Annotated in this window: 18 protein-coding genes; 6 read left to right on the top strand and 12 right to left on the bottom strand. The window is 72.1% G+C overall.

Annotation, left to right across the window (positions count from 1 at the left end; genetic code table 11):
• Nucleotides 1-46: 46 nt before the first annotated feature.
• The 6 genes from OO68_RS22665 to OO68_RS22640 form a co-directional block, all read right to left on the bottom strand.
• Complete coding sequence (locus tag OO68_RS22665) at nucleotides 47-808, bottom strand: ABC transporter permease (RefSeq protein WP_033310278.1); 762 nt, start codon at nucleotides 806-808, stop codon at nucleotides 47-49.
• Complete coding sequence (locus tag OO68_RS22660) at nucleotides 805-1,755, bottom strand: daunorubicin resistance protein DrrA family ABC transporter ATP-binding protein (RefSeq protein WP_033310271.1); 951 nt, start codon at nucleotides 1,753-1,755, stop codon at nucleotides 805-807. The genes OO68_RS22665 and OO68_RS22660 overlap by 4 nt, the downstream gene beginning before the upstream one ends.
• A gap of 73 nt (nucleotides 1,756-1,828) precedes the next feature.
• Nucleotides 1,829-2,470, bottom strand: a complete 642-nt coding sequence (locus tag OO68_RS22655; RefSeq protein ID WP_033310269.1) for a PadR family transcriptional regulator — start codon at nucleotides 2,468-2,470, stop codon at nucleotides 1,829-1,831.
• 10 nt (nucleotides 2,471-2,480) lie between these two features.
• On the bottom strand, nucleotides 2,481-3,032 hold the full coding sequence (locus OO68_RS22650; protein ID WP_033310267.1) for a DinB family protein: 552 nt from the start codon (nucleotides 3,030-3,032) through the stop codon (nucleotides 2,481-2,483).
• A gap of 105 nt (nucleotides 3,033-3,137) precedes the next feature.
• On the bottom strand, nucleotides 3,138-4,601 hold the full coding sequence (locus tag OO68_RS22645) for an aldehyde dehydrogenase family protein (protein WP_033310265.1): 1,464 nt from the start codon (nucleotides 4,599-4,601) through the stop codon (nucleotides 3,138-3,140).
• A 96-nt stretch (nucleotides 4,602-4,697) separates the two neighbouring features.
• A complete protein-coding gene (locus tag OO68_RS22640) occupies nucleotides 4,698-5,534 on the bottom strand; it encodes a Sco1979 family transcriptional regulator (protein ID WP_033310263.1) in 837 nt (278 codons plus the stop codon).
• A 352-nt stretch (nucleotides 5,535-5,886) separates the two neighbouring features.
• Between OO68_RS22640 and OO68_RS22635 the strand changes: the two genes are divergently transcribed.
• Nucleotides 5,887-6,381 (top strand): ATP-binding protein, encoded by a 495-nt coding sequence (locus OO68_RS22635; RefSeq protein ID WP_033310261.1) that lies wholly within the window; start codon nucleotides 5,887-5,889, stop codon nucleotides 6,379-6,381.
• Between the two features lie 92 nt (nucleotides 6,382-6,473).
• Here the strand turns inward: OO68_RS22635 and OO68_RS22630 are convergent, their stop codons facing one another.
• The 5 genes from OO68_RS22630 to rpmG all read right to left on the bottom strand — a co-directional run bounded on the left by OO68_RS22630 (nucleotide 6,474) and on the right by rpmG (nucleotide 9,907).
• Entirely contained in the window at nucleotides 6,474-6,692 is a 219-nt protein-coding gene (locus OO68_RS22630) for a DUF397 domain-containing protein (protein WP_045296613.1), read from the bottom strand.
• Between the two features lie 1,279 nt (nucleotides 6,693-7,971).
• Nucleotides 7,972-8,208, bottom strand: coding sequence for a 30S ribosomal protein S18 (gene rpsR, locus OO68_RS22625; protein ID WP_033310258.1), 237 nt, complete (start codon nucleotides 8,206-8,208; stop codon nucleotides 7,972-7,974).
• A 5-nt stretch (nucleotides 8,209-8,213) separates the two neighbouring features.
• Nucleotides 8,214-9,488, bottom strand: a complete 1,275-nt coding sequence (locus tag OO68_RS22620) for a GTP-binding protein (protein WP_033310256.1) — start codon at nucleotides 9,486-9,488, stop codon at nucleotides 8,214-8,216.
• Between the two features lie 3 nt (nucleotides 9,489-9,491).
• Complete coding sequence (locus tag OO68_RS22615; protein ID WP_033310254.1) at nucleotides 9,492-9,740, bottom strand: type B 50S ribosomal protein L31; 249 nt, start codon at nucleotides 9,738-9,740, stop codon at nucleotides 9,492-9,494.
• A gap of 2 nt (nucleotides 9,741-9,742) precedes the next feature.
• Complete coding sequence (gene rpmG, locus OO68_RS22610; protein WP_033310252.1) at nucleotides 9,743-9,907, bottom strand: 50S ribosomal protein L33; 165 nt, start codon at nucleotides 9,905-9,907, stop codon at nucleotides 9,743-9,745.
• A 65-nt stretch (nucleotides 9,908-9,972) separates the two neighbouring features.
• On the opposite strand from rpmG, the gene rpmB reads away from it, so the two are divergent.
• The 4 genes from rpmB to OO68_RS22590 all read left to right on the top strand — a co-directional run bounded on the left by rpmB (nucleotide 9,973) and on the right by OO68_RS22590 (nucleotide 12,705).
• Complete coding sequence (gene rpmB, locus OO68_RS22605; RefSeq protein ID WP_033310249.1) at nucleotides 9,973-10,209, top strand: 50S ribosomal protein L28; 237 nt, start codon at nucleotides 9,973-9,975, stop codon at nucleotides 10,207-10,209.
• A complete protein-coding gene (gene rpsN, locus OO68_RS22600; protein ID WP_031115923.1) occupies nucleotides 10,209-10,514 on the top strand; it encodes a 30S ribosomal protein S14 in 306 nt (101 codons plus the stop codon). Before rpmB ends, rpsN begins: the two co-directional genes overlap by 1 nt.
• 114 nt (nucleotides 10,515-10,628) lie before the next feature.
• The gene (locus OO68_RS22595; protein ID WP_051814769.1) at nucleotides 10,629-11,156 is read left to right on the top strand and encodes a hypothetical protein; all 528 of its coding nucleotides are present in this window, start codon (nucleotides 10,629-10,631) and stop codon (nucleotides 11,154-11,156) included.
• Between the two features lie 1,021 nt (nucleotides 11,157-12,177).
• Nucleotides 12,178-12,705 (top strand): DUF4232 domain-containing protein, encoded by a 528-nt coding sequence (locus OO68_RS22590; protein WP_033310244.1) that lies wholly within the window; start codon nucleotides 12,178-12,180, stop codon nucleotides 12,703-12,705.
• A 22-nt stretch (nucleotides 12,706-12,727) separates the two neighbouring features.
• On the opposite strand, the gene OO68_RS22585 is transcribed toward OO68_RS22590, so the two are convergent.
• Nucleotides 12,728-13,840, bottom strand: a complete 1,113-nt coding sequence (locus OO68_RS22585; protein ID WP_033310242.1) for a DUF2786 domain-containing protein — start codon at nucleotides 13,838-13,840, stop codon at nucleotides 12,728-12,730.
• Between the two features lie 84 nt (nucleotides 13,841-13,924).
• Here OO68_RS22585 and OO68_RS22580 point away from each other — a divergent pair, with 84 nt between their 5' ends.
• Nucleotides 13,925-14,662, top strand: coding sequence for a Clp protease N-terminal domain-containing protein (locus tag OO68_RS22580; protein WP_033310240.1), 738 nt, complete (start codon nucleotides 13,925-13,927; stop codon nucleotides 14,660-14,662).
• Nucleotides 14,663-14,726 lie beyond the last annotated feature (64 nt).

Here is a 14,726-nt window from a genome sequence, read left to right as displayed (position 1 = left end):
GGCCCCCTCCCCCGCCGGCCGACCACCCCACCCCCAGCCACCGGGCCTAGCGGCTCAGCCGGGCGAACCTCCGTACCGCCAGCGGAAAGAACACCGCGAGGAGGGCCAGGGGCCAGACGACCGCGGCCCATGCGTGCCCGGACTCCGTGCCGGGCACACCGAACAGGTCCCGGACGGCCGTGGCCGTGTGGGACATCGGGTTCCATTCGACGACCGTGCCCAGCCAGCCGGGCATGGAGCCTGGCGTGGCCAGCGCGTTGGAGAGGAAGCCGACTGGCCAGACCAGGATCTGCACGGCCTGGACCAGCTCCGGTTTGCCCGCCACCAGGGCGAGGTGGATGCCGGCCCACAGCATGGCGAACCGGAACAGGAGCAGCAGGCCCACGGCTGCCAGGAGGGCCTCCGGGCCGCCGCCGGGGCGCCAGCCGAGGGCGACGCCCACGCCGATGAGCACGACGAGGGCCATCGCCGACTGGAGCATGTCGGCGGCCGAACGGCCCACGAGGACCGCCCCGTTGGCCATCGGCATCGAGCGGAACCGGTCGATCACGCCCTTGTTGAGGTCCTGCGTGACCGCGAGCATCGTGCCCTCCAGGCCGAAGGCCATGGTGAGCGCGAGCATGCCGGGGATCAGGTAGTCGCGGTACTCGCCGCTCACCCCCCGGCCGCCGCCGATGAGGTAGCCGAACATCAGCAGCAGCATCACCGGGAAGACCAGGTTGACGACCAGTTGCACGGGCTGCCGTCCCCAGCGGGCGAGTTCCCGGCGGGTCATGGTCCAGGAATCGGTCAGGGCATGAGCGGTCACGCGGTCTCCTTCACTCGGCGGTCGTCTCCGGTGAGGTGCAGGAACACCTCATCCAGCGTCGGGCGGCGCAGGGCGACGTCCTCCGCCTCGATCCCGGCGTCGTGGAGGGCCCGTACGACCCCGGAGAGGGCCTCCATGCGGTCGGACACCGGGGCGCTCAGCAGCCGGCGGTCGGCGTCGACGCCGATCCCCGTGAGGGGCAGCAGGGCGACGGCCGCCCCCAGTTGGCCGGCGTCGCGCAGGACCACGTCGATGCGGTCGCCGCCGGCCTCGGCCTTCAGCTCGTCCGCCGTGCCCTCGGCGATGACCCGCCCCGCGTCGACGACCGAGATACGGTCGGCGAGCTGGTCGGCCTCCTCCAGGTACTGGGTGGTGAGCAGCACCGTCGTGCCGCCCCCGACCAGGGAGCGGACGGAGGACCACACCTCGGCGCGGCCGCGCGGGTCGAGGCCGGTGGTGGGCTCGTCCAGGAACAGCACCTCCGGCTCGGTGATCAGGGACGCGGCGAGGTCCAGGCGGCGCCGCATGCCGCCGCTGTACTGACGGACCGCCTTGCGGCCGGTGTCGGCCAGGCCGAAGCGCTCCAGCAGTTCACCGGCACGCGCGCGTGCCCGCCGGGCGCCCAGGTGGTGCAGCCGGCCGAAGAGCTCCAGGTTCTGCCGGCCGCCGAGCTCCTCGTCGAGCGCGGCGTGCTGGCCGAGCAGGCCGATGCGCAGCCGCACGGCGTACGCCTCGCGCACCACGTCGTGCCCGGCCACCCCGACCCGGCCCGCGTCGGGCCGCAGCAGGGTGGACAGGACCCTCACGAGGGTGGTCTTGCCCGCGCCGTTCGGGCCGAGCACCCCGTGCACCGTGCCGCGCGCGACCGTGAGGTCGAGCCCGTCCAGCGCCTTCTTGTCGCCGTACGTCTTCTCCACGCCTTCGACGGTGATCGCCGCGTCGGCCACTGACCCTCCCCATCTAGTCAAACTTGACTACAGGTTCGAAGGTATCCCCGCCCCAGCCATTCGTCAAACTTGATTAGTGGTCGTCCCCGGGATGCCGCTCCCCCGTCGCGTACGGGTTCTCCTCGCCCGGGGCCAGGACCCCGACGAACGGGTCGCCCTCGTCGGCGAAGGTGTAGGCGCCGCCCTCGATGCGCTCGATGAGACCGCGGGTCCACTCGGCCTCGGAGTCGGCCGTGTGGACCCACATGTTCATGATCTCGCCGATGTGCCCGAGCTGCCCGGGGCCCTCCTCGGGCACGTAGTGCTCCAGGACGGAGGTCCGCCACTGCTCGATCCGCAGGGTCCGCTCCTTCAGCAGCGCGACCGCCTCCGCCCGCGGCAGGTCGACGACGAAGCCGACGGCCGCCGTCTTCAGGTCCCCGCGCTGGTCGTAGGTGACCAGCGCCTCCCGCAGCAGCCGGAAGTACTCCTCGGTCCCCGGCCCGGTGATCTCGTACTCCGTGCGCGGCGGACCGCCGGCCGTGGACGGGGCGATCTCGTGCGCGTGCAGCAGCCCTTGCTTCGCCATCTGCTTCAGCGCGTGGTAGATCGAGCCGGGCTTGGCGGTGGACCACTCGTGCGCGCCCCAGTACTCCAGGTCGTTGCGCACCTGGTAGCCGTGGGCCCGCCCGTGCATACGGACCGCGCCGAGCACGAGGAGGCGGATCGTTGACATGCGGCCAAGGCTATGCCTCGGCCACCACCCGCTGTTCCTCGGCCACCAGCTCGAAGGCCGTCCTGCCGTCGAGGGACTCGCGGATGACGTCGGCGTGACCGGCGTGCCGGGCCGTCTCGCGGATCAGGTGGAGGCAGAGCCAGCGGTGCGAGACCCGGCCGTCCGGCGGGAACCAGGGCTGCGCCGGCAGGGCGAAGGTGTCGTCGAGGCTCGGCACCGAGCGGATGTACGCCTCCGTCTCGGCGGCGACCTTCTCCCAGTACGCCAGCTGCGACGCGACCGTCTCGCCCTCGACCAGCCGGAAGCACTCATGCCAGTTGCTCTGGTCCCGCACGACGGCCGGCGGCTCGCCCTTGGCCAGGGAGATCCACATCTGCTCGACCTCGGCGACGTGCTTGACCAGCCCGGCGAGGGACAGCTCACTGGCACTCGGCCGCGACGAGGCCTGCTCGTCCGTCAGCCCGAGCACCGCGCGGCGGACGCCGCCGCGCTGCTCGGCGATGAAGGCCAGGAGCGCCCCGCGCTCGTCGCCGTGTGCCTCCGCCGGAACGTGCATGACCATGACCGCCGCCTTTCGCCGGAACTGGGGGCCTCTCCCCCCGACACCGACCAAGCTACGGGCCCTTGCGGTCAGGTTCTGTCCGCAAGGGCCCGGGCGGTACGAGCTCTAGAACGGGAATCCGCTGCGGCCGTGCTGCACCGAGATCCACTTGGTCGTGGTGAACGAGTCGAGCATCGTGTCGCCGTTGAGCCGGCCGATGCCCGAGTGCTTCTCACCGCCGAAGGGGACGATCGGCTCGTCGTGCACGGTGCCGTCGTTCACGTGGAACATGCCCGTGTCGATCTGCTTGGCGAAGGCGACGCCGCGCTCGATGTTCCCGGTGTGGACGGCACCGCTCAGGCCGTAGGGGGTGTCGTTGACGAGGCGTACGGCCTCTTCCTCGCCGTCGAACGGGACGAGGAACGCGACCGGCCCGAAGACCTCCTGCTTGAGGAGCGCCGAGTCGGCGGGGAGGTCCGTCAGCACGGACGGCTCGACGAGGTTGTCGGTCCGCCCGCCGCGCACGAGGGCCGTGGCGCCCTCGGCGAGGGCCTGCTCGACGACGCCGGAGACGGCGTCCGCCTGCGAGGAGTTGATGACCGGGCCGATGACGGTCTCCGGGTCGCGCGGGTCGCCCGCCTTGAGGGTCTTCACCTTGGCGACGAACTTCTCGGTGAACTCGTCCGCGACCGAACGGTCCACGAGGACCCGGTTGGCGGCCATGCAGACCTGGCCCTGGTGGACGTACCGGCTGAAGACGGCCGCGTCGACCGCGTAGTCGATGTCGGCGTCGTCGAGGACGACCAGCGCGCTGTTGCCGCCCAGTTCGAGGACGGAGCGCTTGAACAGCCGGGCACAGACGGTCGCCACGTGCCGGCCGACGGCGTCGGAGCCGGTGAAGGAGATGACCTTGGGGACCGGGTGTTCCAGGAAGGCGTCGCCGATCTCGGCGATGTCGGTGATGAGCACGTTCAGCAGTCCGCCGGGCAGCCCCGCGTCCTCGAAGATCTTCGCGACCAGGGAGCCGCCGACGATCGGCGTGTTCTGGTGCGGCTTGAGCACCACGGCGTTGCCGAGCGCGAGCGCCGGGGCGACGGACTTGATCGACAGCAGGAACGGGAAGTTGAAGGGGCTGATCACACCCACGACCCCGACCGGCACGCGGTAGACGCGGTTCTCCTTGCCGTCCACCGGCGAGGGGATGATCCGGCCCTCGGGTGCCAGGGCCAGGTGGACCGCCTCGCGCAGGAACTCCTTGGCGAGGTGCAGCTCGAACGCGGCCTTCAGGCGCGTGCCGCCGAGCTCGGCGATGATGGCCTCGGAGATCTCGGCCTCGCGCTCCTCGATCAGGCGCAGCGCCTTCTCGAAGACCGCCCGGCGGGCGTAGGGGTTGGTCGCGGCCCACTGCTTCTGGGCGCGGGCCGCCGCCCGGTACGCCTGATCGACCTCGTCGACCGTGGCTATGGTGATCGACGCCAGCTTCTCGTCGTCGTACGGGTTGAAGTCGATGATGTCCCAGGAGCCGGTACCCGGGCGCCACTCACCGTCGATGTACTGCTGTGCAAGGTCGGTGAAGTAGGACGACGACATGTGTGATCCCTCGATCCCTGGCAGACCTCTGATCGCGCCTTCACGATCTGATCACACGTCATCGTACTTGTGTTTCAGGAGAGTTGGAGGAGTACTTCAGGAGAGCTGGAGCAGGCCCCGCAGAAGGTCCCGGCTCTCCGAAGGACCCGGGCTGTCGCTCTGCAGCTCCTTGAGCGCCTTCTCGTACTGGGCGACGTCCTCGGCCTTGTCCAGGTACAGCGCGCTGGTGAGCTGCTCCAGATAGACCACGTCCGAGAGGTCGGACTCCGGGAAGCTGAGGATCGTGAACGCGCCACTTTCGCCGGAGTGGCCGCCGAGGCTGAACGGCACCACCTGTAGCCGCACGTTGGGCCGCTCGGAGATGTCGATGAGGTGCTGGAGCTGGCCCCGCATCACCGCGCGGTCGCCGTACGGACGGCGCAGGGCGGCCTCGTCCAGGATGATGTGGAAGTCGGGCGCGCGCTCGTCGACGAGGTACTTCTGGCGCTCCAGCCGCAGCGCCACGCGGCGCTCGACATCGGCCTCGCTCGCGCCCTGCATGCCGCGCCGGACCACCGCGTGGGCGTACGCCTCGGTCTGCAGCAGGCCGTGCACGAACTGCACCTCGTACGCCCGGATCAGCGAGGCGGCGCCCTCCAGGCCGACGTAGGTCGGGAACCAGCTGGGCAGCACGTCCGAGTAACTGTGCCACCAGCCCGCGACGTTGGCCTCCTTGGCCAGGGAGAGCAGGGAGGCGCGCTCCTGCTCGTCCGTGATGCCGTACAGGGTCAGCAGGTCCTCGACGTCTCTGGTCTTGAAGCTCACCCGGCCCAGCTCCATCCGGCTGATCTTCGACTCGGAGGCGCGGATCGAATAGCCCGCCGCCTCGCGCGTGATGCCCCGCGCCTCACGCAGTCGCCTGAGTTGTGATCCGAGCAGCATGCGCCGCACCACCGATCCCGGCTCTCCCGCGCTCACGTTCGCCAGCCTCCCCAACGTCTTCAGGGGCCGCAGTCTGCCACTAAAACACTCCGAGCAGTACTCGTCCGGTTACGGAAACGGAATCGAGACGGTCGACGCTCGCGCGCGGGAGCAAGAAGAAGGCATGTGAACGGCCAAAGAGGGACGCGAAGATGACGGAAAAATTGACCAACAAGCGGTACGGGACGACTCATTCCGGTCACCTGCACGTGCATCTGCCCTTGCATCTGCTGTACGCATCCGAAACCATGGTCCCGCACCACCGCTGCATCGCACCGACCGCGAATTCCCGGGAGTGCCTCGCATGGGGACGAATGGATCGACCATGCTCGAGCCGTTACGGCAGGGCCTTCCGCCGCTGGATCCCGCGGCCGTGTCCGACGCCGCCTCCTGCGCTCTGCCCGCCCGCTACGAAGCGGTGCGCGAGGCACGGCGGTTCACCCGCAGAACCCTCGACCAGTGGGACATGGGCGACCGGTTCGACGACGTCTGCCTGGTGGTCTCGGAACTCGTCACCAACGCCCTGCGGCACGGGCTGCCGGCGAACGGCGCGTGCGTGAACGGCCGTGAGCCTCCCGTGCGGCTGCACCTGATGCGGTGGACCGAGCGGCTGGTGTGTGCGGTGCGCGACCCCAGTCACGACAGTCCCGTGACCCGGGAGACCGACGACTTCTCGGCCGAGTCGGGCCGCGGGCTGTTCCTGGTCGACTCCTTCAGCGACAGCTGGGGCTGGCACCCGCTCGCGGGCGCGCTCGACGGCAAGGTGGTCTGGGCGCTGTTCCGGCTGCCGCGGACCGGATCGCGGCCGAACGGGGAATGAGAAACCGCGGCGCTTCCTCGCGTCGCGGTTCTACGCGCGTTACCGCGTAATGAGCGCCGATTGCCCCGGTTTCACCGGGGTCTGTCGGATCGTCAGCCGCCGACCAGGTGGTCGAACTCGCCGTCCTTCACGCCCAGCAGCATGGCCTCGATCTCCGCACGGGTGTAGACCAGGGCGGGGCCGTCGGGGAAGCGTGAGTTGCGGACGGCGACGTCTCCGCCCGGCAGCCGGGCGAACTCCACGCACGAGCCCTGCGAGTTGCTGTGCCGGCTCTTCTGCCAGGCCACACCGTGCAGCCCGGCGGCCGCCATACCGTTGTACACGTCGTGGTCCACAGGTCGCTCCCCGGTGGTGCACTGGCTGGTGTGGCCATTGATGCAGTGGTCAACTGACCCGGATCATAGCCCTGTTCATGTGCAGATGCATGGGCAGATGCACGTGCACGCGGGGTGGTCCCGCGGTTACAGCTGTGACGACCGCTTTACCGAAGTTCTTGACTGTTTGACGGCTTGGCCGCACCTCTCGTTCCCCGGGGCCTGCACCGAAGTCGGTGGGTTCGGCGGAGGTCCGGTGGAGGCGGAGCATCCACTCGGCGGCGGGACGAGGGGCACGGCGGGTGCCGTGCCGAAGAAGCGGGAGCTGAGGGGCCGGGCCCCGAGTCGGCCGTTCGACCGGCCGACCCGCATCCGGAAGACGGCCGCTGCCTGCGGGGACGGGGGGAAATAGGCCGGCCGCAGCAGGCCGGTGTCGTCCCTGTGACCGGTGCGCCGCTCGGACGATCGCCGGATACCGTGCCCGGCTTCCGGCCCCCGTCGTCCCGCGCACCCCACTCCGGCCGGCGGCCTCCGGGCGCCCGCCTCGACCGGCGTCCGGCCCGGTCCGGGGCGCCCGGGGCGGACCCCGTGGCCGGGCGGCGGAGGGTGTCGGCGCGCCGTGCGCCGGAGGGTCCCCGTCCGTCAAGCGTGGGGAACCTCACCCGGGCGCGCGGGCGGACGCGTCGGCTGTGGTCGGCCGAGCCGGGGGCGGGCGCCGGCGGTGGCGCCGGTGTCCCGTGCGGTCCCGGACGCCGGTTGCGTGCCCCGGCCACCCTTGAGCCGACAGCCGGGGCCGGGGATCCCACAGCCATCACGCTTGGACCTGATCACGCGTGCCCGCGCGGGGCCGTGGCCGGCTGGGCCGGGCGGCGGTCGCCGGCGGTGGCGTCGGCGTCTGGCCTGGTGCGGGCCACCGGTCGCGGGCACGGCCCGCAGGCCGGCAGCCGTCTCCGGGCCCGTCGCGGCTCGGGCCGGGGTCCCCCATCCGTCACGCATGGAGAACCCCACCCGGTCAGGCATGTGTGCGTGGCGGCCCGCCGGCTGAACGAGACCGCTCCGACAGTGGTCGACGAACCCGTCGCAGCATGGGCAGGGGCCCCATCCGTCACGTACGAAGAACCCCACCGCCTACCGGTGCCACCGACTGCCCGCCCAGTCCCGGCCGCACACCGCGGGGCCCAGCACCGGTCGGCCGACAGCAGCCGGCGAGCCGGTCGCGGTGGGGGCAGGGCCCCCGCCCGTCGCGCGTGGAACTGGTCCGGGCGGGGCTGAGGGGTCAGCGGGTGGTGGAGTACGGGAGCAGTGCCATCTCCCGGGCGGTCTTGATGGCCTTGGCCAGCCGGCGTTGCTGCTGGGACGACACCCGGGTGACGCGGCGGCTGCGGATCTTGCCGCGGTCGGAGATGAACTTCCGCAGCAGGTCGGTGTCCTTGTAGTCGATGTAGGTGATCCCGGCCTGGTCCAGGGGGTTGGGCCGGTTCTTGACGGGCTTGCGTTCGGGCTTGCGCGGCATGAGGGTCAGACCTCCAGGAGGGTGTCGAAGGCGTGCGGCAGCCGCTGCCAGGCGTCGGGCCCGGCGGCGTACTCGGCGTCGGTCAGCAGGCAGGACTCCAGCAGCCGCTCCAGGCCGTCCCGGTCGAGGCCGGGCGAGGTGAAGACGAGGTGCTGGCAGCGGTCACCGTGCTCGGGGTGCCAGTCCAGCGCGGCGGCGGCCCGGCGCACCGGCGGGACCATGTCCCAGGCCGCGTCCGGCAGGGAGGCCAGCCACGGGCCCGTGCTCTCCACGCACAGGGCCCCGCCCGCCGCGTCCCAGTGGAACAGTGTGTCGGGCTTGTCGGCGAGCCAGAACCGGCCCCGGCTGCGGGCGGCCGCACAGGTCAGGTCCTCCAGCGCGGCGTACAGCCGCTCCGGGTGGAAGGGCCGCCGCATGCTCCACACCAGGGTGGAGACGCCGTGTGCGTCGGCCTCGGCGGGGAGCAGGGCACAGGCCGGGTGCTGGGCGGCGGCGGCCGCCTCGACGTCGAAGCCGGCCAGGGCGGCCTGGGCCAGGGGGGAGAGCGCCCGCCGGCGCGGGGTCGGCACGGTCAGGCCGTCGCCGGACGGATCGGACGGTTCGGATGGTTCGGATGGTTCGGATGGTTCGGATGGTTCGGACGGTTCGGACGGTTCGGCCGCTTCGGGCGCGAGGTCCTGCCCGATGCGCACCTGGCGGGCCGTCGGGTGCAGCTGCGCGAGGAGCTCGCGGTCCTCGTCGTCGGCCTCCGGGGAATCGGCGACCGCGAGGACGGGCGCGTACTCCAGCTGGCGCGCGAAGGTGTCGGCAACCGTCCGCTGGTCGGTGGCCGCGGCGGCGAGACCGCCGTCGGCCAGGTCGTCGCCGTTGCCGAGGTAGGGCAGGACCAGGGCCGGGTCGACAGCGGTGATCACGCCGGTGACGGTGAGACCGCCGGCCGTGACGACCTCGGCCATGGCCTTGGGCTCGACGGAGTCCCACAGTTCGACGACGGCGAGCCGGGTGCCGCCGGTGTCCCGGAGCCGCTCCAGCTCCGGGACCAGGTCCTCGCGCAGGGCACAGCAGGCGCAGTCGTTGACGAGCGGCGCCTCCCCCGCGTCGAGGATGCCGGAGGCGTCCCTGATGGTCCGTACGACCGTGCCCGCCGCGGCCGTCGCGAGGTCGTGGTGGAGGACGACGCTGCCGGGCACGTCGGCGAGCAGCCGCGCGACGGCCGCCCTGCGGGCATCGGCGTGCAGCCCGCCGACGATCACGACGGGGAGCCCAGGAGGGACAGCCATGGGTCAGCCCTTCTTTCCGTACCGGCGCTCGAAGCGCTCCACGCGGCCTGCGGTGTCCAGGACGCGGGCCGTGCCGGTGTAGAAGGGGTGGCTGACGTCGGAGATCTCGACGTCCACGACCGGGTAGGTCCGGCCGTCCTCCCACTCGATGGTCTTCTCGCTCGTCATCGTCGAGCGGGTGAGGAAGGCGTAGTTCGCGGCACGGTCACGGAAGACGACGGGGCCGTACGCCGGGTGGATTCCCTCGCGCATGGTCAGCGCTCCTCTCGGAATTCGACGTGGCGGCCGGCGACCGGATCGAACTTGCGCAGGGTCAGTCGGTCCGGGTCGTTGCGGCGGTTCTTGCGGGTCACGTAGGTGAAGCCGGTCCCGGCGGTGGACCGGAGCTTGATGACCGGACGGAGTTCGTTGCGTGCCATGCCGCTATGCTACTGAAAATGAATTCCATTTACATCACCTGAGACGGAGAGGTACGTCACCACCCATGTCCGCGCACTGCATGCTGACCGGCGCACAGCCGGGCTTCGGCAACCGCATCTCGCACTCGCACCGGCGCACGTCACGCCGGTTCGACCCCAACATCCAGTCCAAGCGCTACTGGCTGCCGAGCGAGGGCCGGTACGTCCGTCTCCGGCTCAGCACCAAGGGGATCAAGACCGTCGACACGATCGGGATCGAGGCGGCCGTCGCCCGGATCCGCGCCCGGGGAGTGAGGATCTGATGGCCAAGAAGAGCAAGATCGCGAAGAACGACAAGCGGCAGGAGGTCGTCGCGCGGTACGCCGCCCGGCGGGCCGAACTGAAAGAGATCATCCGGAGGCCGTCGTCGACGGAGGCCGAACGGCTCGCCGCACAGGCGGAGCTGCGCAGGCAGCCGCGGGACGCGAGCGCCACGCGGGTGCGCAACCGCGACCAGGTGGACGGCCGGCCGCGCGGCTACTTCCGGGCGTTCGGGCTGTCCCGGGTGAGTCTGCGGGAGCAGGCGCACGCGGGGTATCTGCCCGGGGTGCGCAAGTCGTCCTGGTAAGAGGCGTTCGAGGGGGCCCTTGACGGGCCCTGGTAGCTTGCTGCGATCGTTCCGGCCAGGAGGCCGGCCGGTGCCGTCCGGGCCGGTCGGCCGGCTACAGCTTGGGGGCTTGCAGTGACTTCGGTGATCTTCTCGCGTCGCTCCGGCGCCGTGCGCGTCGCGGCGGCGGCCGCGGGACTGGCGGGCGTGCTCGTGCTCAGCGCGTGCAGCAGCGACGGCGGCTCGGGGGACGACTCGGCGTCCGGTCCGTCCCCCTCGGACTCGGCGTCCGCGGCGACCGGCGGGGGCTCCGGATCCGGTTCCGGCTCCGGCTCCGACGGGTCGGCCGGCGGTGAGCTGGCGGGCAGCTGGCTCGCGACGACCGGCGGCAAGGCCGTGGCCCTGGTGATCACCGGCAAGCAGGCCGCGCTGTTCGCCACGGGCGGGAGCGTGTGCAGCGGCACCGCGGGCGAGGAGTCCGGGATGCGGATGATCCGCCTGAAGTGCACGGACGGCTCCAAGGACCGGGCGACCGGCATGGTCGACTCCGTGAACAAGAGCAGCCTGAAGGTCACCTGGGAGGGCGGCCTCGGCGCGGAGACCTACACGAAGGCCGAGGGCGGCAAGCTCCCCACGGGCTTCCCGACGGCGGGCCTCGGCTGACACCGGCATCCGCACGGACGGGTCACGGATCCCCTGCGGGGCCGTGGCCCGTCCGGCGTTCGGGGTGGTGGCTGGATCCGGAGGCCAGCGGGGCGTGGCCAGAGGCACCGGCCGTGCAATCCCCCGGCGGGGTTCGGGGAATCGCAACGGGCGTCTGCCGGAGAAGCGGCCCGGGCCCCCTCCCGCCGGACCGGCCGGCCGGGTGTCCGGGCCGGTTTTTGCCCAGCCGCCCCGCACCGGGCAGGAAAATGCCGCGGGCGTCCGCGCCGGCGGGCCTCTCGCGGGGCGGCGGCCGCCGGGCGGTGCCCCCGGGCGCACCGGTTCGGCGTGGGTTCTGCTGGCCTGCAGCAAGGCGACGAGCCCGGGGCCACGGGCCGGATGGACCTGGCCGGCCGGGCCCGGGCATCGCAAGGGCGTCCGTCCAAGCAGCAACCAAGGCCCGCGCCCGGCCGGCAGGCCCGGGCATCGCAAGGGCGTCCGTCCAAGCAGCAACCAAGGCCCGCGCCCGGCCGGGCAGGCGCCGGGCATCGAAACCAGCGTCCGCCGGAGAGGCAGCCACCGCCTGCGCCCGACCGGCAGCCCCGGGCATCGCAAGGGCGTCCGTCCAACCAGCAACCAAGGCCCCCGCCCGGCCGGGCAGGCGCCGGGCATCGAAACCAGCGTCCGCCGGAGAGGCAGCCACCGCCTGCGCCCGACCGGCAGCCCCGGGCATCACAACGGATGTCCGCCCAACCAGCAACCAAGGCCCGCGCCCGGCTGGGCAGGCCCGGGCATCGCAACGGATGTCCGCCAACCAGCAACCAGGGCTCGCGCCCGACCGCGCGGCCCCCGGGCAGCGCCGAGGGGCGGCGTGCCGAGGTTCGGTGAGGGCTTGCGGGGAGAAGCGGTCAAGCCCTGCGTGAGGGCGTGTGGGCGTCCGGCGTTCGGGGGAATCGCAGGGGGTGCGTGCCCCTGCGGGACCCGGGTGCGTGATGATCCAGGGGCCCGAAGCCGCTTCCGTACGACACGCCCAGAGGACCCCATGCGCACCTTCCCCTTCGCCCTGGCAGCCGCCCTCGCCACGACGCTCCTGCTGACCGGCTGCGACGACGACAAGACCGGTGGTGACGACGTCAAGAACGCGGACCGGAAGAGCGGTTCGGCCTGCGCGCTCGGCGACATGGGCGTGGAGGTCGGTGCGGGCGCCGCCCCGGCCGCCGGAGACACCGGCACCGTCACCGTCACGCTCACCAACAAGGGTGCGCAGTGCTCGCTGAAGGGCTTCCCCGGCGTCGACCTGCACTTCAAGGACGGCACGACGTCCGTTTCCCCGGACGAGGGCGCGAAGGCCCAGTCGCTGACCCTCGCAAAGGGCGGCACCACGTCCTTCACGATCACCTACGTCCGCGGCGAGGCGGGCTCCGCGGAGAGCCTCGACGTGCTCAAGGCGTCCTTCACCCTGCCCGGCGACACCAACACCGCGCACGATCTGGAGTGGACGTACGGCGAGGTCGCCCGGAAGAACGGAGCGCAGGCCTCGGTGAGCGGCTTCGAGACCTCGGGCGACTGACGGGAGAGCGGCGCGGCGGGCGTCAGCGCAACGGCGGCCGGTGCCTGACCTGGGCACGGTCCGCCGCCTGTGCGCCCTCCGTCCAGCCCGCCGCGTCGCGCACCCCGCGCAGCCGGGTCGTGGTGGTCTCCGGGAACATCCGGTCCAGCCGCCCGGTCACGGCGACCTCGCGGGAGGCGAGGACCGGGAGCAGGTCGTCGGTCACCTGGGTCTCGGCCGCCGCGGCCAGCCGGGTGCCGATGCGGTGGGCGTAGGCCGCGAGGAAGGACTGCCGGAACGTCTTGGTGCGCTTGCGCCCGCCCGCCCGCTGTCTCGCCTCCGCCTTGGTCATCGCGGTCGTGGCCTGCACGAGGAGCGAGGTGTAGAGGAGTTCGACCGCCTCCAGGTCGGTTTCGAAGCCGACGACGGTGGAGAAGCCGAGGGGCTCGTTCCAGACCGCCCGGCAGTGGTTGGCGCCGGCGACGGCGTCCAGCAGCACCGCCTTGGCCTGCTCGTACGGCGGTTCGACCCCGATCCGGCAGGCCCCGGGCGTGTCCGGCGACGGCGCCCGCGCCGCGAGCAGCGCCTCGTCGACACTGTGCCGGGCCATCAGCTCCTGCGCCTTGGCGCTGAGCGCCTCGGCCTCCTCCGGGAACCCGGTGGCCTCCGCCTTGGCGAGCAGCGCGCGGATACGGGTGAGCATGCGGGACTCGGTCACCGCCCCTCCGGCCGCCTGCCCGGGCGCCTCGTCGAGGTCCTCCAGCGCCGGCAGCCGCAGCAGCAGGCGGTACAGCTCCAGCACGGCGGTGGCGTGCGAGAAGCGGTCGGTGCGGGGCGCGACGTCGTCGGGGAGCCTCGCGAGCTGGGCGTTCCAGCGGCGGCCGCGGGGGCCGTCGCCGGGGGCCTGGGCGCGGATCAGCGCGGCCGCCAGCAGCACGTGCACGTCGTCCAGCTCGCGCCGCACGATCCGCACGACATCGGCCGGCTGCCAGCCGCGCCGCCACGCCCCGGCCACGAACTCGTACCCACGCCGGGCGAGTTCGGCGTCGGCCGCCGGGTCGGAGGCGAGCAGGGACGCGCCGGCGTCCAGGGCCGTCTCGCCGGTCTCGTAGAGGGCCGATGCGAACGCGCGATCGACGGTGCTGGACGTACTCACGGGCCGATGGTGCCATGGCTCCCCTGCCGATCGAGGCGTCAACCCCTGGTTGACAGCCACCCGGGCGCAACCTACGGTTGACACATGACGAACCCCGACACCACGTCATCCATCCGCCTCGACGACCTCATCGCGGCCATCAAGAAGGTCCACCCCGAGCCGCTGGACCAGCTCCAGGACGCGGTGATCGCCGCGGACCACCTGGGCGACGTGGCCGACCACCTGATCGGCCACTTCGTCGACCAGGCCCGGCGGTCCGGCGCCTCCTGGACGGACATCGGCAAGAGCATGGGCGTCACCCGGCAGGCCGCGCAGAAGCGGTTCGTGCCGAAGGAGTCGAACGACCTCGACCCGAGCCAGGGCTTCAACCGGTACACGCCCCGCGCCCGCAACACGGTGATGGCCGCGCACAACGCGTCCAAGGCCGCCCGCAACGCCGAGGGCCTGCCCGAGCACCTCGTCCTCGGTCTGCTGGCCGAGCCGGACGGCCTCGCCGCGAAGGCGATCATCAAGCAGGGCGTCTCGCTCGACGCGGTCCGCGAGGCGGCGACGGCGGCTCTTCCGCCCGCCCTCGACGAGGTCCCGGAGCTCGTGCCGTACGGCCAGGCGGCCAAGAAGGTCCTGGAGCTCACCTTCCGCGAGGCCTTGCGCCTGGGCCACAACTACATCGGCACCGAGCACATCCTGCTCGCCCTGCTGGAGCACGAGAACGGCGAGGGCGTCCTCAGCGGCCTCGGCATCGACAAGGAGCGGGCCGAGCAGTACGTCGGGGCGGTGCTGGAGAAGATCATGCAGGCGCAGCAGGAGACGGACCAGGCCTGACGCGCCTCAAGAGGCCTCACCAGGCCCTACGAGGCCTTACGGGGGCTTACGGGGGCTTCCACGG

Source organism: Streptomyces iakyrus (assembly GCF_000717055.1).
In the GTDB taxonomy this organism is placed as follows: Bacteria; Actinomycetota; Actinomycetes; order Streptomycetales; family Streptomycetaceae; genus Streptomyces; species Streptomyces iakyrus.
This window is presented reverse-complemented; position numbering and strand designations above follow the sequence as displayed.

Coding starts and splice junctions, on each gene's coding strand:
- OO68_RS22655 (WP_033310269.1), bottom strand. CDS start 2,470: ATGTCAACGATCCGCCTCCTCGTGCTCGGCGCGGTCCGTATGCACGGG.
- OO68_RS22650 (WP_033310267.1), bottom strand. CDS start 3,032: ATGGTCATGCACGTTCCGGCGGAGGCACACGGCGACGAGCGCGGGGCG.
- OO68_RS22645 (WP_033310265.1), bottom strand. CDS start 4,601: ATGTCGTCGTCCTACTTCACCGACCTTGCACAGCAGTACATCGACGGT.
- OO68_RS22635 (WP_033310261.1), top strand. CDS start 5,887: ATGCTCGAGCCGTTACGGCAGGGCCTTCCGCCGCTGGATCCCGCGGCC.
- OO68_RS22630 (WP_045296613.1), bottom strand. CDS start 6,692: ATGGCGGCCGCCGGGCTGCACGGTGTGGCCTGGCAGAAGAGCCGGCAC.
- rpsR (WP_033310258.1), bottom strand. CDS start 8,208: ATGCCGCGCAAGCCCGAACGCAAGCCCGTCAAGAACCGGCCCAACCCC.
- OO68_RS22620 (WP_033310256.1), bottom strand. CDS start 9,488: ATGGCTGTCCCTCCTGGGCTCCCCGTCGTGATCGTCGGCGGGCTGCAC.
- OO68_RS22615 (WP_033310254.1), bottom strand. CDS start 9,740: ATGCGCGAGGGAATCCACCCGGCGTACGGCCCCGTCGTCTTCCGTGAC.
- rpmG (WP_033310252.1), bottom strand. CDS start 9,907: ATGGCACGCAACGAACTCCGTCCGGTCATCAAGCTCCGGTCCACCGCC.
- rpmB (WP_033310249.1), top strand. CDS start 9,973: ATGTCCGCGCACTGCATGCTGACCGGCGCACAGCCGGGCTTCGGCAAC.
- rpsN (WP_031115923.1), top strand. CDS start 10,209: ATGGCCAAGAAGAGCAAGATCGCGAAGAACGACAAGCGGCAGGAGGTC.
- OO68_RS22590 (WP_033310244.1), top strand. CDS start 12,178: ATGCGCACCTTCCCCTTCGCCCTGGCAGCCGCCCTCGCCACGACGCTC.
- OO68_RS22580 (WP_033310240.1), top strand. CDS start 13,925: ATGACGAACCCCGACACCACGTCATCCATCCGCCTCGACGACCTCATC.